Origin of the sequence: Streptomyces sp. NBC_01257 (assembly GCF_035917255.1) — a bacterium.
Classification (GTDB): domain Bacteria; phylum Actinomycetota; class Actinomycetes; order Streptomycetales; family Streptomycetaceae; genus Streptomyces.
In genome coordinates, this window is sequence record NZ_CP108472.1 from 280859 (window position 1) to 306965 (window position 26107).

Genomic DNA, 26107 nt, shown 5'->3' on the forward strand with positions numbered 1-26107 from the left:
CGGCGGACCGTCTCGGCGGGCTTGTCCGGCAATGGCGAGCCCGCCCTGTAATGCCCGAGTAACGGCGTCTGTCTAGTGTCCGAGCTCCCCCGTACCGTTTCTGGAGGAGCTCACCCCGATGCACCTGCACCAACCGCCGTGGCGTGGCCGCGCCGTCTGGGCGGCGGCCGCCTTCACCGTGTCCGCTCTGCTGACCGCACCGCTTTCCACGGCCGCGGCAGCCGACGCCGACGCCGCACCGTCCCCCAAGGTCGACTCCGCGCTGCTGAACGCCGTTGACGGCGGCGGCCAGGCCTCTTTCTTCGTCGTCCTCAAGGACCAGGCGGACCTGTCCGCCGCCAAGAAGAAGCAGTCCCACGCCGCGAAGGCCAAGTCCGCGTTCAGCGAGCTGCGCTCCCACGCGAAGACCAGCCAGAAGTCGCTGAACACCTTCCTCGACAAGGAGAAGGTCGGCCACCAGGACTACTGGATCGCCAACGCCGTCCAGGTCACCGGCGACCAGGCCCTGGTCGACCGGCTCGCGAAGCGGCCGGATGTCGCCCGCATCGTCAAGGAGCAGACCTACAGGCTCGACGAGACGGAGAGCAAGGTCTCCGCCGCCACGGGCGGCACGGCTGCCGACGACGCCCCGGAGTGGGGTGTGAAGGACATCAAGGCCGATCAGGTGTGGTCGCAGTACGAGGACCGCGGTGAGGGCATCGTCATCGCGAACGTCGACTCGGGTGTGCAGTACAACCACCCGGATCTGGTGGCGAACTACCGGGGCAACAACGGCGACGGCTCCTTCAGCCACGACTACAACTTCTACGACCCGACCGGGAACTGTGCAGCCGACGGCACCCCGTGCGACAACAACGGCCACGGCACCCACACCATGGGCACCATGGTCGGCAAGGGCGGTGTCGGCGTCGCACCGAACGCCAAGTGGATCGCGGCCAAGGGCTGCGAGAGCGACGAGTGCTCGGACGAGTACCTCCTGAAGGCCGGTCAGTGGATCCTCGCCCCGACCGACCACACCGGGCAGAACCCGCGCCCCGAGCTCGCGCCGAACATCGTGAACAACTCCTGGGGCGGCGGTGACACCACCTTCTACCAGGACATAGTCGAGGCGTGGAACTCCGCCGGGATCTTCGAGGCGTTCGCCGCCGGCAACGACGGTGACGGGGCGACCTGCTCCACCGCCCACGCCCCCGGCTCGCAGGCACCCGCCTACGGTGTCGGCGCCTACGACGTGAACGGCAAGATCGCCGACTTCTCCGGTTTCGGCCCCTCGCTGGTCGACAACTCGATGAAGCCGAACATCTCCGCTCCCGGCGTCGACGTCCGTTCCACCTGGCCCGGCTCCTCGTACATGGTCGAGTCCGGTACGTCGATGGCGACCCCGCACGTCGCCGGCGCCGTCGCACTCCTGTGGTCGGCCGCGCCCTCCCTGATCGGGAAGATCGACGAGACCCGCGCGCTGCTGAACCAGGGCGCGTCCGATGTCGACGACACGCACTGCGGCGGCACCGCCGGAATGAACAACGTCTGGGGCGAGGGCAAGCTCGACATCCTCTCCTCCATCGACAAGGCCCCGCACATCGCGGCCACCATCACCGGCAGGGCCACCGACAAGGCCACCGGCACCGCCCTGGCCGGCGTCACCGTCAGCGCCACCACCGACGGCACGACGCGCAGCGTGACCACCGGCGGTGACGGCACCTACCGGCTGACCCTGGCCGCGGGAACGTACGACTTCTCCTACAGCGGCTACGGCTACGCGACCGGTAGCGACAACGATGTCACCGTCGCCGAGAGCCAGTCCCTGACCCGGGACTTCACCCTGGACGCCGTGCCGCAGCACGCCGTGTCCGGCACCGTCCTGGACGTCACCGGCAAGCCACTGGCCAAGGCCACCGTCGCGGTCGAGGGCACACCTGTCCCGGCCGTCACCACGGACGCCACCGGCAGGTTCACACTCCCCCGGGTCTCCGAGGGCGCGTTCACCCTCACCACCACCCCGCCCGTCCCGGTGCGGTGCAACGGTGTGGACAGCACCGAGCTCACCATCGACGCCGACAAGACGGTGAACGTGCGGCTCCCGGCCCGTTCCGACGCCTACGGCAACAGCTGCACCCCGGGCACGTACGCCTGGATCGCGGGTTCGACGAAGGTCGCCGTGTCCGGTGACGAGGACGCGAAGAACATCGCGCTGCCCTTCCCGGTGAAGTTCTACGGCGCCTCCTACACCAGTGCCGCGGTCACCACGAACGGTCTGATCAACTTCCTGGCCCCTCGTGTCGGTGACTACGTCAACACCGCCCTGCCCGCCGCAGCGAAGCCCGACGGCATCGTCGCCCCGTTCTGGGACGACCTGGTGCTCGACAACAAGTCGTCCGTGCAGACCGCGACCACCGGCAAGACCGGCAAGCGCACCTTCGCCATCGTGTGGAACAAGGCGCTCTTCGCCGACGGTGGCACCGACCGCGTCACCTTCGAGGCCGTCTTCGAAGAGGCGACCGGCGCGATCACCTTCCAGTACAAGACCGTCCCCGGCAACGGCGGCAAGGCCACCGTCGGCATCGAGAACCAGACCGGCACCGACGCCCTCCAGTACTCCTTCAACCAGACGGTACTGACCAACGGTTCCGCCATCCGCATCGCGCAGGGAGCCAAGTAATGACAACCCGCACCTCAAGGCGCGCCCTGCGCCTGGCCTCCACCCTGGTGGCCGCCGGCCTCGCCCTCACGGCGGCCCCGCACGCCCTCGCCGCCACCGGCGACGACGGCTCCGCGATGAAGCTCACCAGCCGGCAGGCCGACGAACTCGCCACCCACATGGGCGTCGACGTCTACGGCGACAACCTCAAGTCCATCAACGCCGGTGACGGCACGGCCGGTGCCGCCGACGACGCTCCGGTCTCCGGACTCGACGCGGCCGGCACCGATGCCTCCGCGCCTGTCACCTTCACCAACACCTCCGCCCTGGAGGGTGTGCGCGGTCTCGGTGCGACGATTCCGGCGGGCTCCGACGGCAGCTACTTCACCGTCCACAGCCTCGGCAACGTACAGCTCCACAAGGCCGACGGCACCACCGCCTGGGCCCGCAGCAACGCCTCGCTCTACACGGACTGGCAGGCCGAGCCGCAGCGCGTGTGGCAGGTCGAGCCCTACCCGGCGCACGTCATGATGGGCTACAACGCGGTCAGCCCGTTCACCCCCGCCTCCGACCAGGGCTTCGATGCCGGAGACCTGACCGGCGACGGCACCCCCGACCTCGTCTTCTCCGCGAGCGTCGGCTCCTCGCCCTACCGTCCGATCACCTCGCCCGGCTCCACCCTGCCCACGGGCACGTTCGTGACCGTCCTGGACGGCAGAACCGGCAAGATGCTCTGGTCGAAGCTGTACTCGTACGCGACCTCGGTCAAGCTCGTCGAGGGCACCCTGCTCGTCGGCAACACGCCCGCGTACAACCAGAACGCCCCGGCGGACGAGACGGCAACCCTCTACGGCACCCGCTTCTCCTACGCCGACGGCGCACTGACCCCCACCACCACCTGGGCCTACGACACCCAGCACACCGACGCGACCTGGGGCGCGCTGGAGTCCGCCGGTGACGGCAAGGCCTCGGTCTCCTGGGACCTGCAGAAGACCGCCACCACGCCGAGCAGCAGCCGCACGCTCGTGCTCGACGTGACCGACGGGTCCGTCAGCTGGCACACCGACAGCGCCCTCTACAGCCGCCAGCTGCACCTGGACACCACGCGCAACCGGCTCGTCGCCCTGGAACAGGCCGACCCCGCCGACGGCGTCCGCTACGAGATCGTCTCCTACGCCGTGGGCACCGGCGCCCGCGCCACCCTCGACAGCCGCTCCAACGTCGTTCCCACGGCCATGACCATCGGCGACCTCAAGGGCACCAAGAAGACCGAGTACGCGGTCGCGGAGTCCAGTTTCGATCCCGACCTCTACGTCAACGCCTCCACCGTCCGCGTCCTGGACGGCACCAGCCCCGATACCGCGCTGTGGTCACACACCACCAAGCGGAACGCCGACAACCTCGAGGACGGTGCCAGCACCTGGCGCCTGGACATCGTGAACGGCAGCCTGGCCGCCTCCGCGCAGAACGACACCGGCATGGACACCGCCGAGAACGCCGGCGGTGGCGGCAGGGCCGACCTGACGGTGTTCAACGGCAAGGGCGCCGTGCGCTGGGAGCACCGGGACAACACCGCGTCGCCGATGTTCCAGCAGGTCTTCAGTGACAAGAGCGGACAGCACGTCCGGGTCGTCGACCAGGAACAGAACGTCCGCACCTTCGACCTCGCCAAGGGTGCCGAGCAGAACCTCACCCCGCTCCAGGGCGAGCTGTCGTTCGCGAAGGCCCTCGACGTCGACGGCGACAAGAAGCAGGACGTCGTCGCCGGCGGAGCCTCGCACGGTGTGTGGGCCTACGAGGGCGGCTCGCTGCTCACCGGCAAGCCGAAGAAGCTGTGGCAGGCCACCGTCACCGGCCAGGTCCACGCCATCGAGACCGGTGACGTCACCGGCGACAGCAAGCCCGAGATCATCGTCGCCGCGGACACCGCCACCGTCGTCCTCGACGCACGCACCGGCAAGACCCTCACCACCATCGACGGCGGCAACAGCGCGGGCACCTTCGTCCGCTCCGTCACCGTCGCCGACGTCAACGGGAAGGGCAAGGACGAGATCCTCGTCCCCACCGACGCCCTGCGCGCCTACAACGGCAACGGCAAGAAGCTCTGGCAGTACGCGGCACCCACCGGCTCCGGAGACGTCGTCTTCTCCGACACCACCGCCGCCGACGGACGCGTCTACACCCAGTACACCAGCGTCGGCGCGATGGGACTCGACACCGTGGCGGTGGACGGTGTCGCACTCAACGGCAAGAACGGCAACGTCCGTTGGACCGCCTCCCCCAAGGCCCCGGCCGAAGCCGTGGACGGAAAGATCCACGGCGCACTGCTGGACCACGGCGTCTACGCCTCGCCGAACATCCCCTACGCCGACGGCCACGCCGTCGTCTACACGTGGATCGTGCAGGCCGTTCCCAACTTCGACTCGACCTCTGCCGCGTCCGCCTACGTCGTCGCGGAGATCCGCGACGGGCGCACCGGCGAGCTGCTGCACCAGACGGTGACCGGCAGCCCGTGGTCGCACGGCAACTTCTTCACCGGTGACGCGGACGACGGCCTGCTCGCCACCAGCTTCGGCACCATCCGTGTGTTCGGCGCCGACGGCAAGGACGGCAAGGGCTCGGTGTCCGCGCCGCTGCGCACCACCCAGTTCATCACCGGCCCGGGCGGGCGCAAGCTGCTGGCCGGCGGCGTCGAGGGCGGCGTGGGGGCGTGGGACCCCGCGATCCTCACCAGCGGGGACTCCTTCAGCAGCGCCCTCGGCAGCGGCAACGCCTCGGGCGGCCGCAACTACCTCGCCGTCGACCTCGACGGTGACGGAGCCGAGGAGATGATCTCGCTCAACTTCAACACCACCGGCTACGACCGGATGGCGGAGGAGCTGGGCGGGCGCGTCCTCAGCCCGGACAACAACATCCACCAGATGACGACGTTCAAGCTGTCCTGACCCCCTCCCGGCTGATCGCCGGGAGTCCACGCCGCGATCCCCCTGGGCCACGCCCAGGGGGATCGCGGCGTGCAGGGGCCGTGTGACTGTCCGGGCGTCACGGACCTCTACCCACACGCGGAGCCTCCGACTACCTTAATCCGGAACTCATATCCATTATCTGGAACTCATGAAAGATGAGGCGCCGTGCACACGCTCACCTTCCTGACCATCGGTCAGGCCCCGCGTCCGGACCTGTCCGAAGCCATCGAGGCGCACCTGCCGGTGAACGCACGCGTCCGGCACGCAGGTGTGCTCGACGGTCTGACCCGCCAGGAGGCCGAGCTCCGCTTCGGGGCGACGGCGGGTCGCGCGACCCTGCTGAGCCGACTGGCCGACGGCAGTTCCGTGACCCTGGACGCCGATGCCGTCGGGGCCGGGCTGCAGACCCGTGTCGATCAGGTGGAGGACGCGGGCGCCGACATCATCGTGCTCCTGTGCACCGGCGCGTTCCCCGGACTGCGGACCCGGCGGGCACGGCTCGTCGAGCCGGACGTCCTGGTCACGGGATATGTCGGGACCGTCCTGCGGGGCAGCCGCGTCGGGTTCGTCGTACCACTGCCCGAGCAGGTGACCGAGGCTCGCGAGAAGTGGCGGTCCGTCGTCCCGGACCCCGCGTTCACCACGGCCTCGCCGTACGCCGACAACGAGGCGGCCCTGCTCGCGGCGGCCTGCACCCATCTCGAGGCGGGCGCGAACGCCCTGATGCTCGACTGCATGGGCTACGGGGCGCGGCACCGCCGGTCACTGCGCGCGGCGGGGCTCACCGTGCCGGTCCTGACGCCGGGTGCGGTGGTGGGCGCCGCCCTCGGCCCCCTGCTGGACTGAGGGCCTCAGCGGTCGGCGTCGGTCTCGACGTACCGCAGCCAGTACGGGTCGCCGATGCGCTTGCCGACGCGCAGCGCGGCGTCCCGTACCGCCCGGCCGAAGCGGGCCGCGTTCCCGTCGTGCAGCTCGGGCGCGGGCAGCGCGACGCCTATGCCGAAGATCTGCCCGGTGTCGCTGTCGAGGACGGCGGCGGAGACGCCCGCGACGTTCGGCACGTACTCGCCGCGGGATGACTCCCAGCCGTCGGCACGGACGCGGGCCAGGCAGGAGGTCAGCTCACCGGGGGTGCGCGGGGCGGAGCCCGTGCTCTGCTCCAGGCGCGCGTCGACGAGGCGCAGCACCTGCGCGTCGTCCAGGCGGGCGAGCAGCGCCCGGCCCATGGAGCTGGCGTAGGCCGGGGCCCGGGTGCCGGCCGGGGTGTAGGCCTGGAGGGCGCCGGTCGTCCCGAGCCGCATGTGGAGCACGAGCGACTCGGGCCCGTCGAGCACGTCCACGTATCCGGTGTACCCGATGTCGGCGACCAGCCTGGCCAGCTCCTCCTCCAGGAGCGAGGCCGTGCTGCGCGAGGCGCGGAAGTGGTACGAGGCCTCCATGACGAGTACGCCGGGGCGGTAGGCGCGGCTCGTCGGGTCGCGGTCGAGGAAGCCGTAGTCGGCCATCATGCTCAGCGTCCGCGACACGGAGCTCTTGGGCAGGTCCAGCGCCCCCGCGACATCCGTCACGGTCAGGTCGCGCTGCAGACGTGCCATCAACTGCAGGACATCGCGCGCGTTGGCGAGTGTGCTCACCGTTCTCCCGCCTCCCCCGAGCTCACCCGAGTCGTGTCGTCCGATCGTAAAGGGCGCCCGGGCGTCCTCTTGACCGCCCCTCGTCCGTGACTCCGGACCGCCCACATTTCGAGAATCCCGGCTCAGCCCTTGACGGCGGAATGCGCCATATGGATGATCCAAAGAGATCCAGATATTCAGATGCTGTTCCATATTTTAGAACTTCCCCAGGCGACTGACAAGGCGCCCACCCGTACGGGAGCACCGAAGACCCATGAGCACTGACGCCTCTCCCCAGGCAGAGACCTCGCACCCCGCGAGTGAGGGCCTGCGCCATCCCCGCGCCCTCGCGCCCGGCAACCTGATCCTCACCGTGGTGCTCAGCGTGTTCGGCGCGATCGTGGGCGTACAGCTGCTCGCCACGCTCGGCGTCACCCCGAGCACCTCGCTGATCGGCGCGCTGGCCGCGATGACGCTGGCCCGCGTGCCGCTCGTCTGGTTCCGCGGATTCCGCTCGGTGCACGCCCAGAACCTCGCGCAGACCAGCATCTCCTCGGCCACGTTCGGCGCCGCGAACAGCCTGTTCCTGCCGATCGGCATCCCGTTCCTGTTCGGGATGGACGACATGATCATCCCGATGCTGATCGGCGTCTCCGCCGCGATGCTGGTCGACGCCTGGCTGCTCTACCGGATGTACGACACCCCGGCGTTCCCCGCGAAGAACCCCTGGCCGCCCGGTCTGGCCGCCGCCCAGGCCATCAAGGCCGGCGACGAGGGCGGGCGCCGCGCCAAGGTGCTCGGCCTGGGGCTGGTGACCGGCCTGGTCGGAGCCGCGTTCACGCTGCCGATGTCGGCGTTCGGCGTGGCCCTGATCGGCGGTTTCGGTGCCATGGCCGCCTTCGGCGTCGGCCTGCTGTTCAACCAGTACGCCGACCCGCTGTTCGGCCTCGACCTGGGCGCCATGTACCTGCCTCACGGCATGATGATGGGGGCGGGTCTGGTCGCCCTGGTCCAGGTCGGCCGCACCATCGTGAAGGTCCGGCGCACCCCGGCGGACGACACCCGCGCGGCCGGCGCGCCGGAAGGCGCCCGGCGTCTGGGGAGCTCCATGCGGCTGGGCTTCGGCGCCTACCTCGTGATCTCGGTCCTGCTGGCGTTCGGCACCGGTGCCGCCACGCACATGAGCCCCGGCATGCTGATCGGCTTCCTGCTGTACGCCTCCGTCGCCGCGTTCCTGCACGAACTGCTCGTCGGCATCGCGTCGATGCACTCGGGCTGGTTCCCGGCCTTCGCGATCGCCCTGATCACGCTGCTGCTCGGCATCCTCATCGGCTTCCCGCCCGAGGCGCTCGTCGTGCTGTCCGGTTTCACCGCCGCGACCGGCCCGGCCTTCGCCGACATGGGGTACGACCTGAAGGCGGGCTATCTGCTGCGCGGCGAGAACGCCGACCCGGCCTTCGAAATGGAGGGCCGCCGCCAGCAGCTGATCGCCGCCATGATCGGATTCGGCGTCGCCATCGTCGTCGTCCTCGTCTCGTACCGGATGTTCTTCGACAACGGGCAGACCGCCCCGATCGACGCCGCGTACGTCGCCGCGATCAAGGCGGGCCCGTCCGCGGAGACCGCCCGGGACCTCGCCCTGTGGGCGATCCCCGGCGCGATCGTGCAGCTCATCGGCGGCTCGAAGCGCCAGCTCGGCATCCTGCTGGCGACCGGTCTGCTGATCACCACACCGATGGCCGGCTGGATGGTCGCCGCCGGCATCGCCGTCCGCGTCCTCGCTCCCCGCGTCCTCGGCCCGAAGGCCAAGGACGATCTGGAGGTCTTCGCCGGCGGCGCGATCGCCGGTGACGCCCTCTACTCGTTCGGCAACGGCGTGTTCAAGGCCGCCAAGTAGGCCAGTGGGCCCAGCCGGACGGCCCGTACGTCCTCTCGCACCCCTGTACAGAACCACCCTGGGAGAACCCCGTGAAGCGACAGTTGACCCATGACGACATCCGCGCGGCCGTGTACGGCGGTGCCGTACTCGGCGGAGGCGGCGGCGGATTCGTCGAGCGGGGGCTGCGCACCGCCGAACTGGCCCTCCAGATCGGCATACCGGAGCTGTGGTCGGCCGACGAGTTCGCGGCCGACGACCTGACCGCGACGGTGGCCCTGGTCGGCGCCCCCGCGGCGCCCGACCCGCAGGTGTTGCCCACGCACCTGCTGCGCGCCCTGGAACTGCTCCGCCGTGACCTGCCGCGCCCGCTCGTCGCGATTCACACGAACGAGAACGGCGCCGAGACCACCATCAACGGCTGGTTCCACTCCGCGATGACCGGCCTCCCCGTCATCGACCTGGCCTGCAACGGCCGCGCCCACCCCTCCAGCGTGATGGGCGCGATGGGCCTGCACCAGGAGGAGGGCTACCTCTCCTCCCAGGGCTACGCGGGCGGCAAGCCGTACGCCTACGTCGAGGGCTCGGTCTCCGGCCGTCTGGACGCCACGTCGAACGTGGTCCGGCGCGCCTCCGTCGAGGCGGGTGGCTGGGTGGGCGTCGCCCGCAACCCCGTCGAGGTCGGCTACGCGGTGCGCAACGGCGCCCCGGGCGCGATCGGTTCCGCCATCGAACTGGGCCGGCGCTTCCTGGCGGGCGGTGTGCTCGGCGCCGCCCAGCATCTCGGCGGCGAGATCGCCGTGACCGGCACGGTGCGCGAGTACCGCTGCGAGCAGCGGGAGGGCCTGGACGTGGGCGTAGCGGTCCTGGACGACGCGGCGCGCACCACCCTGTACATCGTCAACGAGTACATGGCGCTCGATGTCGCCGGTGTCCGCCGGGCCTCGTTCCCCGATCTGATCACGACGTTCGACGAGGACGGGCAGCCGCTCGCGTCGGCACACGTCGAGGTCGGCAAGCAGGTCAGCGTCCTGGTCGCCCCGGCCGAGAACCTCCTGCTCTCCCGGACGATGTACATGCCCGATGTGTACGCGCCGGTGGAGGAGCTGCTCGGCATCGAGTTCGCCCCGGCCGCACGGGTCCTCGCCGATGCCTGAGCAGGCCCCGGCCGGTGTCGCCGAGGACGGCTCCGTACGGGAGTTCTGTGACGCCCAGTGGGAGACGGAGGTGCTCCCCCTCGTACGGCAGCACATCCGCGTCCCGGCGGTCAGCCCCGCGTACGACCCGGACTGGGAGGCCCACGGCCACCTCGACCGTGCCGTCGACGCGGCGGCGGCGTGGCTGCGGAACGTACCGCTGCCCGGCCTGCGGGTGGAGGTCCTGCGCGCGCCCGGACGTACGCCGCTGATCTTCTTCGAGATACCGGGCGAGGGCACACAGGCCCAGGAGACCGTCCTGTTCTATGGCCATCTCGACAAGCAGCCCGAGGGCGACGGATGGACCGGGGGCCGCACCGCGTGGGAACCGGTCTTCGACGGCACCCGGCTGTACGGCCGCGGCGGCGCCGACGACGGATACGCGCTGCCCGCGTCGGTGACCGCGGTGCGGGCGCTGGCCGAGCAGGGCGCGGCCCGGCCGCGCTGCGTCGGCGTGTTCGAGGCCGGTGAGGAGTCGGGCAGCCCCGACCTCGACCACTGGTTCGCCGTGCTCGCGCCGCGCATGGGCGAGGTGGGCCTGGTGGTCTGCCTGGACTCCGGTGCGGGCGACTACGAACGGTTGTGGCTGGTCACGTCGTTGCGCGGGGCCTGCGGCGGGACGCTCGACGTACGGGTCCTCGGCGACGGCGCGCACTCCGGGGACGCGGGCGGTGTGGTGCCGTCGTCGTTCCGGGTGCTGCGGCGGTTGCTGGACCGGCTGGAGGACGGCGCGACGGGTGCGCTGCGCCCGGACGTTCTGCACTGCGAGGTGCCGGAGCAGCGCCGCGCCCAGACACGTGAGGCGGCGGCGCTGCTGGGCGAGCAGGTCTGGGGCCGCTTCGACTGGTACGGGAACGCGTCCCCGGTGACGCGCGATCCCGAGGAGCTTCTCCTCAACCGGGCCTGGCGCCCCAGTCTGGAGGTCACCGGAGCGGACGGGATTCCTCCGGTGGCATCGGCGGGCAACGTGCTGCGTCCGCACACGCGTGTGAAGGTCTCGCTGCGGCTGCCGCCCACGGTGGACAGCGCGGCGGCCCTCGCGGAGGTCGGCCGGATCCTCGAGGCGGACCCGCCGTACGGCACGTCGGTCCGGTTCACGCCCGACCGCGTCGTCGCCGACGGCTGGCACGCACCCGCCGAACAGCCGTGGCTCCGGGCGGCGCTGTCGGCGGCGAGCAGGTCCTGCTTCGACGGGGCGGATGTCGCCCGGATCGGTCAGGGCGGCACGATTCCCCTGATGGGGAAGCTGACCCGGCAGTTCCCCGAGGCGCAGTTCCTGGCCTGCGGTGTGCTGGGCCCGGGCGCGAACGCCCACGGCCCGAACGAGTCCCTCCATGTCCCGTACGCGCGCCGCCTCACGTCGAGCCTGTCGCTGATCCTCAACGACTACGCCCTCCGGCCCCGGCCTGAGTGAGCCCGCCCCCGCGGGCTGAACGACGCGTGGAAACGCGAGGGCCCGCCCCGGAATGCTTCCGGGGCGGGCCCGTTCGCGCCTGTGGACGGGCTGGATCAGCTCGTCAGGTCGGGGCGCTGGGTCACCCGGATCGAGTTGACCAGCGTCGTGCCGGTGACCGCCTTGAAGCCCACCTCCAGCCGGCCATCGGTGACCTTGACCGTGAACGTCCTGGACAGCGCGGTCCGGGCACCGCCCGACTCCAGGCGGACGTCCACGTCCGCGACCTTCTCCACACCTTCGGCCGTCACGTCGAAGACACGCTGTCCCGGCTTCACTCCCGCCGGCTCGGCGAAGCCCAGCTCCACCTGGTAGACGCCTTTCGGGACGGCACCGAAGCGGTACTCGCTGACGCCTTCCCGGCCCGAACGCAGCAGTTGCTGCTCCTGGGAGCTGCCGGCACCCGCGATGTCCTTACGGGTGTAGGTGAGGGCGGTGCTGTCACCCACGTACCCGAACGAGCCCTCCACGTACGGCCGGTCCTGGGTCCAGGTGTCTCCGAGTGCGTCCAGGGACGCGGTGTCCGCACCCACGTCCACACCCTTCTGGTACGCCGGGACGACCAGCTTCAGCGGCAGCGAGAGCGACGGTGTGCGGGCGCTCTCCGATGTCAGCACGAGGGTTCCCGAGTACACCGTGCCGGGCTTGGCCGCGGCCGTGTCGAAGGTCAGCGTCACCTGCTGCCGCGCGCCGGCACCCAGCGTGCCGGACGCCGGGGCGATCTTCAGCCAGGAGGCGCCGGCCTTCTCCGCGACGGTGTACGCGGCGGACGAGCCGCCGTTGGTGAGGGTCAGGGTGCGCCGGCGCTGCTCGCCCGCCGGAACGACCAGCTGCCACCCGGACCCGTTGTCGGCCCGCACCGCTCCCGTGGTCAGGGCGGATTCGGTGCGCAGCGCGGACAGGCTGCCCAGTTCGGCCGTGCGGGTCGCGGTGGCGTAGTGCGGCGCCGTGATCGTGACCTTGTGGTCGGCTGCCGCGTCCACCGGGACCTGCGTCAGGTACGCGCCGTCGGAACGGGTGGTCGCCGTGCCGACGCTCGTCCCGTCGCGGGTGACGGTGACGGTGGCGCCGGCGACCGGCTTGCCGTCGTTGGCGTCGGTCACCGTGCCGGAGACGACGGCGTGGTCCTCGGGCCGGAAGCTGATCGCCATGCCGTCGCGGACGGAGAGCTGGTCGTACGAGTACTGCAGGGCGTCGGTGCCGTCGTGGTTCTCGGCTCCGATGGTGGCGCCGGTGGCCTGCTCGAAGCCCTTGGCGCTCGGGTCGATGCCCTTGTAGTGGAAGGTGTATGTGCCGTCCTCCCCGATCACCGCGGCGAAGCCGATGCGCCGGGTCGTGTCGCGGGCGATGAGCATGTCGCGCCACTCGACGACGTACTCACGGTGCGGGGCGGTGCCGCGTACCGCCGTGTAGATGCCGGAGGAGGCATCCATGGCGAGCTGGTCCCAGAACGGGGAGAGCGCGCCGTTGGCGGGCGCCTTGTTCGGCAACGGGCTGTTGTCGAGCAGGGAGAGGTAGCCGAAGATCAACTGGCCGTCACGGGTGACCCAGCCCTTGTCGTACGTGTGGCCGTACAGGGCGACCGGGAAGGGCGGGGTGACGGCCGTGTACGACGTGATGCCGAGCCTGGTGTCGCCCGCGGGGAACTCCTCGGAGACCTGGCGGCAGGTGGTGCCGAAGGCGTCGGTGCGGGTGGCGAGGGCGACGTCCTTGGTGGCCGTGCCCGTGGCGACGTCGGTCACGATGCCGATGGTGGCCGCGCAGTGGTTCAGTGGGGTCAGGCTGATCCGGTAATCGCCGCCCACGGGCAGCGTCAGCTTGTAGCTGCCGTCGGCCGCGGTCGTGGCGCGGACCGGGGTGCCCTGCACCTTGATCGCGACGTCGGCCTCGGTGCCGGATTCGCTGCGCACGGTACCGGTCAGGGTGCCCGTGGGTGCGGTGGCGAGCGCCGTGTCGTGGGTGGCGGAACCGCCGTCGGTGACGGTGAGTTCGGCGGTGTCGGTGACGTAGCCGAACTTGTTGACGGTCACCGTGTACGCACCGGAGACCAGCCGCGGGAAGGCGTAGGTGCCGTCCTTCTTCGTGGTGAGGGTGGCGTGCGTGGGACCGGCCACGGAGACCTCGACGTCGGCGGTCCGCTCGCCGCCGATGGTGACGGTGCCGGTGAGGGCGCCGACGTGGTCGCGCGGGGCCGCGTTGACGGCGGCGTAGGCGTCGAGCCGGCCTTCGCCGTAGACGTTGTTGAAGGCCGCGGTGCCGCCGCAGGTGGTGTCGTCGACGTCGATCGCGGCCTTGTTCAGCACCGCTTCGGTGGCGGTGATGTCACCGCGCAGTGCCGGGGCCGCCGACCAGAGCAGAGCGACGGTGGCCGCGGTGTGCGGTGAGGCCATCGATGTGCCCGACTTGGCCGCGTAGCCGCCACCGGGGGTGGCGGAGCGGACGTTGACGCCGGGGGCGGCGATGTTCGGCTTGACGGTGCCGTCGACGCCGGGTCCGCGCGAGGAGAACGAGGCGATCTTGTTGTTGCTGTCGAAGGCACCCGAGGCGTACGTGTTCGTGTAGGCGCCCGGGGAGCCGGCCGTGTCACAGTACGATCCCGCGTTGCCGTTGGAGAAGGCCGGGAAGATCCCGGCGTCCCGCCACGACTGCACCATCGCCTGGTACCAGGTGTCCAGGCTGTCGGAGCCCCATGAGTTGTTGATGACGTCGGGGGCGCGATCGGGGCGCGGGTTCTCCCCGTCGGCGTCGGTCGGCGCGAGCATCCACTGCCCTGCGGCGAGCAGCGCGTCGCGCGGACAGCCCTGCGGGGTGCAGGCCTTGGCCGCCATCCAGCGGGCGCCGGGTGCGACGCCTGTGGAGTTGCCGGCGCCGTCCTCACCGACCATGGTGCCCATCGTGTGGGTGCCGTGCCCCAGATCGTCGCAGGGCTGTGCCGCACCGCAGGTGTGGGTCGCGTCGAACCAGTTGTAGGCGTGGTCGTACGTGCCGTCGGTCTTCAGTCCGCGGTAGGCGGCAGCGAGGGCGGGGTGCTGGTAGTCGACGCCGGTGTCGATGCTGCCGATGACCGTGCCCTCACCGCGAACCCCGTACTCGTTCCACACCTTGGGGGCGTTGATGCGGTCGATGTTCCACTCGACGCCGTCGACCTTGGCCTCGTTGGTGCCGTTGACCGCGGGCGGGAGCGGGACGGTGTCGTCGGCCTCGATCGACGCGACGTCGGATCGGGCGGCGATCTTCGCGGCCAGGGCCTTGCTGCCGGTGACCTTGACCGTGTTGCTGATCCAGTACGACGTGTAGGACGCGTCGGCCTGCTTCAGCAGTGCGGTGAGTCCCTGCTGCGAACTTCTGGCGTAGGCGGTCTTGGCCTTCAGGACTGCGCGGCCCTGACCTGTCTTGGTGGTGGCTCTCTTCGCGGCCGAGGTGTCGGCCTGCGCGTCGAGCTGTACCCAGAACGAGACCTTGTCGTGCCGGGTGAAGTCCTTGAGCAGGGCGCTGTCCGCCTTGCTCTGCAGGGTGCTCGGCGGGACCGGTTCGGGGTCGGCGGCGACGGCCGGCAGGGCGCCCAGGAAGGGGGCGCCGAGGGTCGTGGCAAGCACGGTGGTGAGCAGTCCTCGCCACCGGGGTGTTCTGTGTCGGTTCACGTCTGCATTCCTCATCGGGTCAGCTGCTCAGGTCGGGACGCTGGGTGACACGGACGGCGTTGACGAGGGTCTTCTCGGCGCCGGTGGCGACCAGCCGGACGTTCAGCTGGCCGTCGGTGACGGTGACCGTGAAGGACTTGGCGAGCGCCCGGTAGCTGCCGCCGGTCTCGGCGACGATGTCCAGGTCGGGCAGGCGGACGGAGCCCTCGGCGAGGACGTCGGTGAGACGCTGTCCGGCCGTGACCTTGCCGAGCTCCGCGAAGTCCAGCTCGACCTGGTAGGTGCCGTTCGGCACCTGGTCGAAGCGGTACTCGAGAGCGCCCTCGCGGGCGGTGCGCAGCAGCTTGTCGTCGGTGGTGTCCTCGATGGCGTTGGTGGTGCTCGTCTTTATGGACTGGCCGACGAAGCCGTACGAGCCGGCGGTGTACTTCCGGTCCGGGGTCCAGGCGTCGGACGCGGAGTCGGTGTACGCCTTGGCCCCGCCGGCGTCGATCGCCGTGCGGTAGGCGGGCACGGACACGGTGACCGGAATCTTGATCTCCGGGGCGCGGCCACTGTCGGAGGCGATGACGACGGTGCCCTTGAGAGCGGTACCCGGCGCCACGCCGTGCGTGTCGAAGGTCAGGACGACCTTCTGCTCGCCGCCCTTGGCCAACTGCCCCTGTGCGGGCGCGGCGCTGAACCAGGAGGCGCCAGTGGCCTCGGTGACCGTGTAGCCGGATTCGGAGGCGGAGTTGGCGAGGGTGAGGGTGCGCTGGCGGCTCTCCTCGGCGGGAACGACGACGGTCGTCGCGGCGGCCGGGGTGGCGGTGACCTTTCCGGTGGTCAGCGCGGTGGAGAACTGTTCCGTGGAGCCCGTGGCGAGGGCGACGGTACGAGTTCCCGCGCCGTAGTGAGCGGCGGTGACGGTGACGTCGTAGTCGGTCTTGTCGCCGGTCACCGGCGTCTGCACCAGGTACGTGCCGTCGGACCCCGTGGTGCCGGTGGCGACGGGCTCGCCGTCACGCGCGACGGTGACGGTGGCTCCGGCGAGCGCCTTGGAGTCGTTGGCGTCGATGACGGTGCCGGTCAGGGCCGCGCTGCGGGTGGGCCGGAACTCGACCGCCAGGCCGTCGCTCACGGACGCCTCGTTGTACGAGTACGCCAGTGCGTCGGTGCCGTCCGCGTTCTCGGCCCCGATGGTGGCGCCCAGGCCCTTCGCGTAGTCGCCGCCGGTGGGATTGCGGTAGTGGAAGGAGTACGTGCCGTCCTCGCCGATCACCACGGAGAAGTCGAGCCTCTGCGTGCGCGCGGCGGACGTCACCGCGTTCCGCCACTCCACGACGATCTCGCGGTGCGGGGCGGTGCCGCGGGCCGACCAGTAGATGTCGCCGCCGTCGGTGGCCAGCTGGAGGTTGTCCCAGAACGGGTAGAGGGAGCCGTTGGGGAGCCCCGGGTAGGGGACGGTCCGGTTGGCGCTGAGGTTGTTGGACGTCTCGAAGCTGAGGTAGCCCTCAATGTTCGCGCCGGCCTGCCGGTACGTCTTGCCGTACAGCGCCACGGGGAAGGGGAACTTGACCGTGGCCGAGCCGTCGTAGTCGCTGCTGGTGCTGAGCTTGGTGGCGCCGGAGGGGAACGTGGTGTCGTGCGTGGTCCGGCACACGGTGCCGAACCGGTCGCCGCGGTTGGGCAGGGTGAGGTTCTTGGCACCGTCGCCCTCGACGACCTGGACGCCGAACGAACCGATCGTGGCGCACCGGGCGACCGGGGTGATCGTCAGCTGGTAGTCACCGGCCGGGAGCCGGAGCGCGTACGTACCGTCGGCCGCCGTCTTGGTGGCGGTGTCGGCGGGGGCACCCGCCACCACGATCTTCGCGCCGGCCTCGGGGCCGGACAGCGTGGTCACGGTGCCGGTGAGCGTGCCGATGGGCGCGAGGGCGAGGGCCAGGTCGCGGGTGGCGGTGCCGCCCTCCGTGACGGTGGCGGTCGATTCGGCGGTCGTGTAGCCGAACTTGGTGACCTTCACCTTGTAGTCGCCGACCATGAGCTTCGGCAGGCTGTACGTGCCGTCGGCGCGGGTGTCGGCCAGGGCGTTCATCGGCCCGTCGAGTTCCACGGTGGCGCCGGCCAGCGGTGCGCCGGCCGAGGTGACGGTGCCGGTGAGGCCGCCGAGCGGGCCGCGGGGAACGGATGCGACGGCCTCGTAGGCGTCGAGTCGGCCTTCGCCGAAGACGTTGTTGTTCTCGGCGCTGCCGCCGCAGGTGGTGTCATCCACGTCGTGGGCGGTGCGGTCGAGGAGACGTTCGGTGGCCGCGACGTCGCCGCGTATCGCCGGGGATGCCGCCCACATCAGGGCGACGGTGGCGGCGGTGTGCGGTGAGGCCATCGACGTACCGGACATGACGGCGAATCCGCCGCCTGGGGCGGCCGAACGGACGTCGACGCCGGGGGCGGCGATGTCCGGCTTGACGGCACCGTCCTCGCCGGTGCCCCGGGACGAGAAGTACGCGATGTCGCCGGCGCTGTCGAAGGCACCGGTGGCGTAGCTGTTGGTGTAGGCGCCCGGGGAACCTGCGGTGGCGCAGTCGGGGCCGGCGTTGCCGTTGGAGAACGCGGAGAAGATGCCCGCGTCGGTCCACGCCTGGACCATGTCCGTGTACCAGGTGTCGATGACGTCGGCACCCCAGGAGTTGTTGACGACGTCGGGGGCCAGGTCCGGGCGCGGGTTCTCGCCGTTGCGGTCGGTGGGCGCGAGGATCCACTGGCCGGCGGCCATCAGCGCGTCCTGCTCGCAGCCGAGCGGGGTGCACGCCTTGGCGGCGATCCACTGGGCGCCCGGCGCGACACCGATCTTGTTGCCGTCACGGTCGTCCCCGACCATGGTGCCCATGGTGTGGGTGCCGTGGCCGTGGTCGTCGCAGGGGGCGTCGCCCGGGCAGCTGGCGGTGGCGTCGAACCAGTTGTACTCGTGCTGGTATGCGCCGTCGGCCTTCAGGCCGCGGTACTTGTTCATCAGTGTCGAGTGCTGGTAGTCGACGCCGGTGTCGATGTTGGCGACGACCGTGCCACTTCCGTTGATGCCCAACTCGTCCCAGACCTTGGGCGCGTTGATGCTGTCGAGGTTCCACTCGACGCCGTCGACCGTCGGCTCCTGCTCGGCGGGCAGTTCGTCGGGCAGCTGGAGGAGCTTGTCGGCCGCGATGGAGGCGACCTCCGGGCGGGCGGCGATCTTCTGGGCGAGGGCCTTGTCGCCGGTGGCCTTGAGGGTGTTGCTGATCCAGTACGAGGTGGAGTGCGCACCCGCCTTCTTCACCAGGGCCTCGATGCCGGCCTGGGTGGTGACGGCGTGCTGCTTCTTGGCCGCGATGACGGCCTTGTCCCGGCCCACCCGGGTCTTCGCCCGCTTCGCGCCCGTGGTGTCGGCCTTGGATCCGAGCTGCACCCAGAAGGTCGTGGTGTCTTTCTTGTCCAGTTGCTGGACCACCTCGGTGTCGGCCTTGGCCCGCAGGTCGGCCGCGGGTGACGGTGCGGGGTCGGCGGTGGCGGGGACCGCTGCGAGGAGCGGCACCCCCATGGCCACGGTGAGCGCGGCGGCCAGCAGGCCGTGCTGTCGCGCGAGTTGCTGTCTCACGTGCGAACTCTCTTTCCGGAGGATATGAGCAGGGGCGGGCCGGGGCGTGGGCCGGCCGGGGCCGTCACGCCGGCGAAGGGGCGGGGGTCAGCCCGGGGCCCGGCTGCCTTGGCAGGCCCATGACACCCAGGGGCGAGGAGGCGACGATGACGCGTCGCCGTGAGGGAAGTTGCCGCAACACGCACGCTCCTTCACAGGAAGTCCACGCATGAGTCGTGGGACGTTCGCAAGGGGGTGACCACACAGCAGTATGGGTCGGACACAGCAGGTCACCGGGGGTGCGGGGCTGGCGAGTTGGCGACATGACGCGCTCTCGCCAACCGTTCGTCCGGACGGGCATGGGAATGCCGCCGGGACGCCGGGTGCCCCCGGACGCGATGGCGTCCGGGGGCACCCGGCGGGGCGGGCCGCTCCCGTCAATTCACGGCGTACGCCCGGGTGATGGTCTGCTGCACCGAGTTGCCGTCGGCGTCCTCGGCGCCGATGCGCAACGACACGAAGCCGGAGCCCTTGGGGATGACCTGCTTTCCCGCCTCGTCGAACCCGGCGAGGAAGCCCATCAGGCTGTACGTGCCCGGCTTCACGCGGAAGACCACGCCGCCCTTGGCGTTGAGGGGAAGCGTGGAGAGGGCGCCGGTGTCCAGGTTGTAGAGGCTCACGTCGCTGTTGCGGTAGGCGAGCTGCCCTGTGTGGTTGACGGCGTGCACGGTGAGGGCGACCACCCGGTCCTCCTTCACCAGACCGAACTCGGTGTGCACGGTGGCCGATCCGTCGCGCGCCTCGGCGGCCAGCGTCCCGCTGATCCGGCCGCTCGGTCCGGCCGCGGGATCTGCGGTGAGGCCGACCTCGGCGGTGCCGTGCGCCGGCACGGTGACGGTGTCGGCGGAAGGGGTCACCATGCCGGCGGGCAGCGGGGTGCCGAGGCCGTTGTCACCGCGTACGGACAGGTCGAGGATCTGCGCCATGTCACCGTCGTTGCGGTAGGTCACGGTGCGGGCGACCGGCTCGTTCGCCGCGCCGTACTTGAAGAAGCCGAAACAGACGGAACCGGTCGCGAAGAGCGTCCGGGCCGTTGTCCGGCCGATGTCCACCCGACCCGCGCCCTGCTCGTATCCCGTGGCCCCCGCCACGGACTCGGAGGTCGACATCAGGGCGTCCTTCAGCCGCTGCGGCGACCAGTCGGGGTGCTCCTGGGCGAGGATCGCCGCCGCGCCCGACACGTGCGGGGTGGCCATGGAGGTGCCGCTGAGCGCCGTGTAGTGATCGTCGACGATCTGGCCCTTGGAGGTACCGGTGGCGCGGGCCGCGACGATACCGACGCCGGGCGCGGCGATGTCGGGCTTGAGCGAGCCGTTGGTGAGCGGGCCCCGGCTGGAGAACGACGCGGTGGCGTCGTTGTGGTCGACGGCCGCGACGGCCAGGGCGGAGGGGGCGGCGGCGGGGTTGGAGACGGTGTTCGGCGCGGGCCCGTCGTTGCCGGCCGCGATGACGAACAGCGCGCCGGTCTCCGCGGTGAGGCGTTCGACGGCCAGACTGGACGGATCGTCCCCGTTGCCGGGGCCGCTGCCCAGGCTCATGCTGATCACCTTGGCACCGGTGTGCGCGGCCCACTCCATGGCGCCGATGACGGCGGACGTGCTCCCCTGGCCGTTCTTGTCGAGCACCTTGCCGATGACGAGCTGCGCGCCGGGGGCGACGCCCTTGTACTTCCCGCCGGAGGCTGCGCCGCTGCCGACGACGGTGTCGGCGACATGGGTGCCGTGGCCGTTGTTGTCGACCACCGACGCGGTGTCGCCCTCGGTGATGAAGTTGCGGGACTCGACGACCTTGCCGCTCAGGTCGGGGTGGGTCGCGTCGATGCCGCTGTCGAGCACGGCGACCTTCACGCCCTTGCCGTCGTAGCCGGCCTGCCAGGCGGCCGGGGCACCGATCTGCGGGACGCTCCGGTCGAGGGAGGCCGTGACCTTGGCGTCGAGCCAGATCCGGGTCATGCCCCCGTCGAGCGCGGTCCTCGCGTCCTTGCCTCCCGGGCGCACCGCCTCGTCCCAGAACGTCCGGGCCCGCTTCTTGTGCGTACGGAGCGCGGCGGCGCCGAGGCTTGTCAGCGTGCGGGTGCGCGCGGCGCCGTCGGGCACGGCGGCACGGGCCGCGCGGGCGCCGGAGCCGTAGGAGACGATCAGTGGCAGGTCGGCGGAGCGCGCGTCGTCGTACCCCTGCTCGACCAGGGCGCTGACGTTGAACAACCGCGCGTCGACCTTGCCGGCGTCGACCAGTTCCTGCGCCTGTTCGGGGACGACGAACAGGCCGTCGGAGGATTCGCTGATGAACGCGTTGTGGCGGACGGCGCCGCCCTCCGCGGGGACGAGCATCGCCGAGCGGCGGCCGTCCGGCCACTGGGTCAGACGCACCACGTCGCCGGTGACGAGCGTGACCTGATGCTCCGTGGGCTGCGCTGCCGGGCCGGGGCTTTCGGGGACGGACGGAGCGGCCACACCTGGCGTCTGGCCGAGGCCGCTCACGCTCAGGGCGAGGGCGGCGGCCGCCGCCAGTAGGGGGAACCGTCTGGATCCGGGCACGCGGGGCTCCTTGTCGACACGGGGGAAGTGCAGGGAGATCCCCGGAGCCTCGCGGATGCCCGCGCGCCACGACAAGGCGTACCGGTGGCGAGTGTGCGACAGCGTGCGCACTGTCGCCGCTTCGCCACCCGGTGGTGCGGCCGGCCGTCACATCCAGTTGTTGCGCATGGCGTACCAGCCGAGCTGGAGCCGGGACGTCACCGACGCCAGGTCCATCAGCGCCCGCAGTCTTCGCTGGACGGTGCGCGGCGAGGTGCCCAGTTGCTTGGCGGTGGCCGCGTCCGTGAGGCCGGAAAGCATCAGCTGGAGGATCTGCCGGTCGACCGGGGCGAGTTCGGCCACCTCGCGCAGATAGGGACGGGAGTGCCGCCACGCGGTCGCGAACAGCTCGGTGACCAGCATGGTGAGCGGCTGCCGCAGCAGCACCGCGCGCTCCGGGCCGAGCTGGACCATGCCGACCTCACCGTCGGCGATGGCCAGTTTCAGCAGAGGACTGTCGATCACCCGGACCTGCTCACCTCGGCGCACCCGCTCCTCCAGGGCGGCCACCGCCGCCGGTTCGGCGAGGAAGTCGCGGTCGACCAGGAGCTGGTAGGTGACCCCGGGGACCGAGTCGAACCCGGGCGGCGCAGCGTCCGCAGGCGACGTCAAGGTCCTCGGGACCGGTGTGACGGTGTTCAGTCCGGTCAGGAACGCCTGGAACGTGTGCCGGGCGCCGGTCTCCAGCTCCAGGACCCTGCGCCCTTGGTCCACCGGGCCGTCGACGGTCTCCACGTACACCAGACCGTCGTCCGCGGGCCGGGCGCGTACGAGGCCGGCCACGGCCGACTCGGCGCGCCGCAGGTCCTCCCCCAGCTGCCGGAAGACGGCCCGCAGTCTCTCCTCCGTGTCCTCCGGCGCGTCGTCGTTCGCGGGGTGGCGGGCGAGCGGACGAGACGCACGCTCCGGCACCTCGGTGGTCCTCGCGGGATTTCCGGGATCGGGCGGGGGCTTGGACGTGGACATGGGCCTCAGTCTCGCCGAAGGCCACAACCGCCTCCCCGGGCCCGGAGCCGCCCGGCGGAAGCACGGAAGGGCCCGTTCACCTTGGGATTACCGGCCGTTGAGCGGCGCGCCACTGTCCGGGAGGCGACGATGGCGAAAGTACGTCATGTCGTATCCTCGCCACCCCCGCGCACGTGAAAGCGGGCCGGCTCCCCAGAAGGAGCCGGCCCGCTCGGGTCCCGTCTAGCCGAGGGACTTGTTGACCTGGAAGGCCCGGGTGACGGTCTGCTTCACCGAGCTGCCGTCACTCGCCGCGACCGTGGCGCGCAGGGTCGCGTACGAGGCGCGGAGGGGGGCGATCAGATAGGCGTGCTCCGGCGAACCATGCTTTCCAGCAGTCACCTTGACGGTGTGCCAGGTGACCCCGTCGTCCCAGCTGACTTCCAGCCGGGTGGGGCCGACGGTGGCTTCGGCGGCGCCCGGGGCACGCTGGACGGCCAGGTCGACTCGCGTCACGGCGAGGAACCGTGCTCCGCCGGACTCGTCGAGACCGTGCGGGGTGAAGCGGACGGCCATCAGCGGCAGGACGGTGCCGGCCCCTGCGTCGGTGTCCGAGTCGAAGGCCCACTGCGCCTGCACCCGGGTGGACAGGGCGGCATAGGCCTGGTCACGGGTGAGGTCCGCGTCCAGGGTGTACCGGCCCGGACCGGCCGGGGCCGCGACGGACTTGGCGCTGCCGATGGCACTCCACTGGCTCACCTGCTGCCCGTCCTTGGCGAGCTTGAGCGTTCCCGTGGCGCCCCAGTCGGAGCCGCCGCGGGTGCCGTCGCCGTCGACGAACCACGGCGTTCCGGCCCAGACCACGGTGTCGTCGACCCGGTAGGCGGCCACGGCGGGCAGCGCCGGTCCGACCACCGCGGCCGCGAAGTCCAGTCGGCGCAGGGCGTGCGGGCCGAAGGTCTGTGCCGAGGTCGCGATCGACTGACGGCCGGCGATCGTGGCCCGGTCGAGCCACTCACCGGCTGTGCGGTAGTCACGCACGATCGAGGGGAAACGGACCTGCTGGTCGATGAAGAGCGGCAGCAGGGCGTCGTCGTCCGGCGTGGCCCCGGTGGTACCGGCGGCAGGAGCGCCCTGGGCGTCGAGGTGGACGCGTACGTCGGTCAGGTCACGGCGGTGGACCGAGAAGGCGGGGCCGGCCGGCACACCGTCGTTCCAGGTCCGTGCCACATGGTAGAAGAACGGGCTGGGTGCCTCCGTGGAGGCGTCCTTGGACGCGAACACGGCGAACGTACGGTACTTGGCGTCCCCCTCTGCGAACGGCGTCGCGTACAGGGTCTGTCCGGCACGCTCGCCGGTGGTGACCACGCTCAGCGTGTACATCCCGGTGCCGGCGGGCAGCGCGAGCGCGGCCTGTACGGCAGTGGCACGGGCGGCCGGGTCGTGGACGTCGACGGCGACCGGGACGGCGGTGCGGGCGTCGAGGTCGACCGTGGTGTCCTCGATCGGGGTGACGGAGGTGGCGGCCATGGTGGTGGTGCGCTCCGTGCCGGTGCCGCTGGTGATCGTCATGCCGATCCAGTACTGGGCCTCGGGCACGGTCAGCGTTCCGGTGCCCGCGGTGAGGCGGACCGGGTAGCGGTCGCCGGTCCAGCGGTTGACCAGCAGGGCCGTGCCGGTGGCCGGCGTGCCGTCGCGCTGCTCGGCGTGGACCGTCACCTGGTGGCTGGGCACGGGGCTGTTCACGGCGAGGATCGTACGGGTGACGGGCGTGCCGTCCTGCGAGGCGGTAAGGACCGCGGACCACGGGCCGTGCGGCAGCAGGGTGGCGCGGGTGGTGACGGTCGCGGTCGCGGTGCCGTGCGCGGGGACGGTGACCTGGTCGCGGTCGACCGAGAACTGCCCGGCGTTGCCCGGCTGGGCGGTGGGCGAGAGCGGCTTCTCGATGGCCAGGTCGAGCGTCGTGGCGCTGTCACCGTTGTTGGTGAAGGTGATGGTGTGCTCGGTGTCCTTGCCGGCGCCGTCGGACCAGCCGGCCGTCGTCGTCAGGTTCGCCGGGGAGGCGAGGACCGTCTGCCGCACGGCGGTGCCCACGTCGACCCGGCCGGTGCCCTGCTGGTACGGCGCGCGCTTGGTGTTCGGCTCGGCGCTGTTCATGAGCGCCGTCTTGATCTGTTCGCCGTTCCAGTCGGGGTGCGCCTGGGCGACGAGCGCGGCGGAGCCCGCCACGTGCGGCGTCGCCATCGACGTACCGCTCTTGGAGGTGTGGCCGCCGCCCATCTTCGCGGCGACGATGCTGACGCCGGGCGCCGTGATGTCGGGCTTGACCGCGTTGTCACCGGGGCGCGGGCCTCGGCTGGAGAACGCGGCGAGTTCGTCGTCGGCGTCGACCGCGCCGACGGCGAGGGTGGCGTTGGCGATGGCGGGCGCCCCGACCGTGCCGGTGCCGTACTCGCCGTCATTGCCGGCGGCGACGACGAAGAGCGTGCCGCTGCTCGCCGACAGGTCGTTGATGGCCGCGATGGCGGGGTCCGTCTCGTCGGCCGGCCCGCCCAGGCTCATGTTGACGACCTTGGCGTGGACGGTGTTGACCGCCCAGTCGATGCCGGCCAGAACCGCCGAGGTCGGGCAGGAGCCGGTGTTGTCGCAGACCTTGCCCACGGCCAGCGACGCGTCTGGGGCCACGCCGCGGTAGGTGCTGTCGACGCCGGCGATGGTGGAGGCCACGTGGGTGCCGTGGCCGTTGTCGTCCTCGGCGGTGTCGCCGCCGAGGAAGTTGGACGAGACGCTCACCCGGCCCGCCAGGTCCGGGTGGTCGGAGTCGTAGCCGCTGTCGAGGACGGCGACGGTGACGCCCTTGCCGGTGTACCCGTCGGACCATGCCTGCGGAGCGTTGATCTGCGGGACGCTCTTGTCCAGGGCGACGTGCATCCGGCCGTCCAGCCAGAGCTTGTTCGCACCGCCGGCCAGCGAGCGGCCGGTGCCGGTGAGGCGCTTCCAGGTGGCGGCGGCGTCCGTGCGGCCGCGCGGGTCGAGCGAGGTCAGGCCCAGGCGGGGGATCGCGTGGCCGGGGCGGGCCGCGACGCCGGCCGCCGTACGGGCCTTCCGCGCGGCGCCGGCGCCCTTGGCGTGCTGGACGATCATGCCCACGCCGCCGTCGGCGGTGGTGCCCTTCGTGCCGTAACCGGCCTCCAGCAGCGCCTTGACGTCGAAGAGGCGGGGGTCGAGCCGGCCGGCGGCGAGCAGCGGATCGGCGTCCGAGGGGATGACGCTGATGTCGTCCGATCCCACGGAACTGGTGGTGAAGGAGACGTCCTCGCGGCCGGGTGCCGGGCTGACGGTGGCCGAGCGGATGGCGGCGCCGGAGCGTTCGACCGTGACGGTGTCGCCGGTGGGCAGCGGCACCGTGAAGGTGGCGGGCGCCTCGGGCCGGGCGGTGGTGCCGGCCGGGCCAGGCGGGCCGGCTGCGTGCGCGACGGTGACGGGTATGAGCGTCGCTGCCACCAGACCGGCGGCGGCGACGATGGATCTGACCTGCATGAAGGGAACCCCCA

The 26107-nt window shown here is 71.3% G+C and carries 12 protein-coding genes; 6 read left to right on the plus strand and 6 right to left on the minus strand.

Annotated features, from left to right (window positions below; genetic code table 11):
• Positions 1-118: 118 nt before the first annotated feature.
• From OG408_RS01295 to OG408_RS01305, 3 genes are all read left to right on the plus strand, one after another.
• Complete coding sequence (locus tag OG408_RS01295; protein ID WP_326667564.1) at positions 119-2659, plus strand: S8 family serine peptidase; 2541 nt, start codon at positions 119-121, stop codon at positions 2657-2659.
• A complete protein-coding gene (locus OG408_RS01300) occupies positions 2659-5583 on the plus strand; it encodes an FG-GAP repeat domain-containing protein (RefSeq protein ID WP_326667565.1) in 2925 nt (974 codons plus the stop codon). Before OG408_RS01295 ends, OG408_RS01300 begins: the two co-directional genes overlap by 1 nt.
• A gap of 186 nt (positions 5584-5769) precedes the next feature.
• On the plus strand, positions 5770-6450 hold the full coding sequence (locus OG408_RS01305) for an AroM family protein (protein ID WP_326667567.1): 681 nt from the start codon (positions 5770-5772) through the stop codon (positions 6448-6450).
• Positions 6451-6455: 5 nt separating this feature from the next.
• Here OG408_RS01305 and OG408_RS01310 read toward each other — a convergent pair whose 3' ends face one another.
• On the minus strand, positions 6456-7238 hold the full coding sequence (locus OG408_RS01310; protein ID WP_326667569.1) for an IclR family transcriptional regulator: 783 nt from the start codon (positions 7236-7238) through the stop codon (positions 6456-6458).
• Positions 7239-7491: 253 nt separating this feature from the next.
• On the opposite strand from OG408_RS01310, the gene OG408_RS01315 reads away from it, so the two are divergent.
• From OG408_RS01315 to OG408_RS01325, 3 genes are all read left to right on the plus strand, one after another.
• The gene (locus OG408_RS01315; protein ID WP_326667571.1) at positions 7492-9114 is read left to right on the plus strand and encodes an OPT/YSL family transporter; all 1623 of its coding nucleotides are present in this window, start codon (positions 7492-7494) and stop codon (positions 9112-9114) included.
• 71 nt (positions 9115-9185) lie between these two features.
• Positions 9186-10250, plus strand: a complete 1065-nt coding sequence (locus OG408_RS01320; protein ID WP_326667573.1) for an S-methyl thiohydantoin desulfurase domain-containing protein — start codon at positions 9186-9188, stop codon at positions 10248-10250.
• Positions 10243-11703 carry a M20/M25/M40 family metallo-hydrolase gene (locus OG408_RS01325; RefSeq protein ID WP_326667575.1) on the plus strand — a complete coding sequence of 487 codons (1461 nt, stop codon included), beginning with the start codon at positions 10243-10245 and terminating at the stop codon, positions 11701-11703. Before OG408_RS01320 ends, OG408_RS01325 begins: the two co-directional genes overlap by 8 nt.
• Positions 11704-11798: 95 nt before the next feature.
• Here the strand turns inward: OG408_RS01325 and OG408_RS01330 are convergent, their stop codons facing one another.
• From OG408_RS01330 to OG408_RS01350, 5 genes are all read right to left on the minus strand, one after another.
• Complete coding sequence (locus tag OG408_RS01330; protein WP_326667577.1) at positions 11799-15383, minus strand: S8 family serine peptidase; 3585 nt, start codon at positions 15381-15383, stop codon at positions 11799-11801.
• A 19-nt stretch (positions 15384-15402) separates the two neighbouring features.
• Positions 15403-18993 carry a S8 family serine peptidase gene (locus tag OG408_RS01335; protein ID WP_326667579.1) on the minus strand — a complete coding sequence of 1197 codons (3591 nt, stop codon included), beginning with the start codon at positions 18991-18993 and terminating at the stop codon, positions 15403-15405.
• Between the two features lie 416 nt (positions 18994-19409).
• Entirely contained in the window at positions 19410-21569 is a 2160-nt protein-coding gene (locus OG408_RS01340) for a S8 family serine peptidase (protein ID WP_326667580.1), read from the minus strand.
• 147 nt (positions 21570-21716) lie between these two features.
• Positions 21717-22574, minus strand: a complete 858-nt coding sequence (locus OG408_RS01345) for a helix-turn-helix transcriptional regulator (protein WP_326667582.1) — start codon at positions 22572-22574, stop codon at positions 21717-21719.
• 222 nt (positions 22575-22796) lie between these two features.
• Positions 22797-26093, minus strand: coding sequence for a S8 family serine peptidase (locus OG408_RS01350; RefSeq protein WP_326667584.1), 3297 nt, complete (start codon positions 26091-26093; stop codon positions 22797-22799).
• Between the last annotated feature and the right edge of the window lie 14 nt (positions 26094-26107).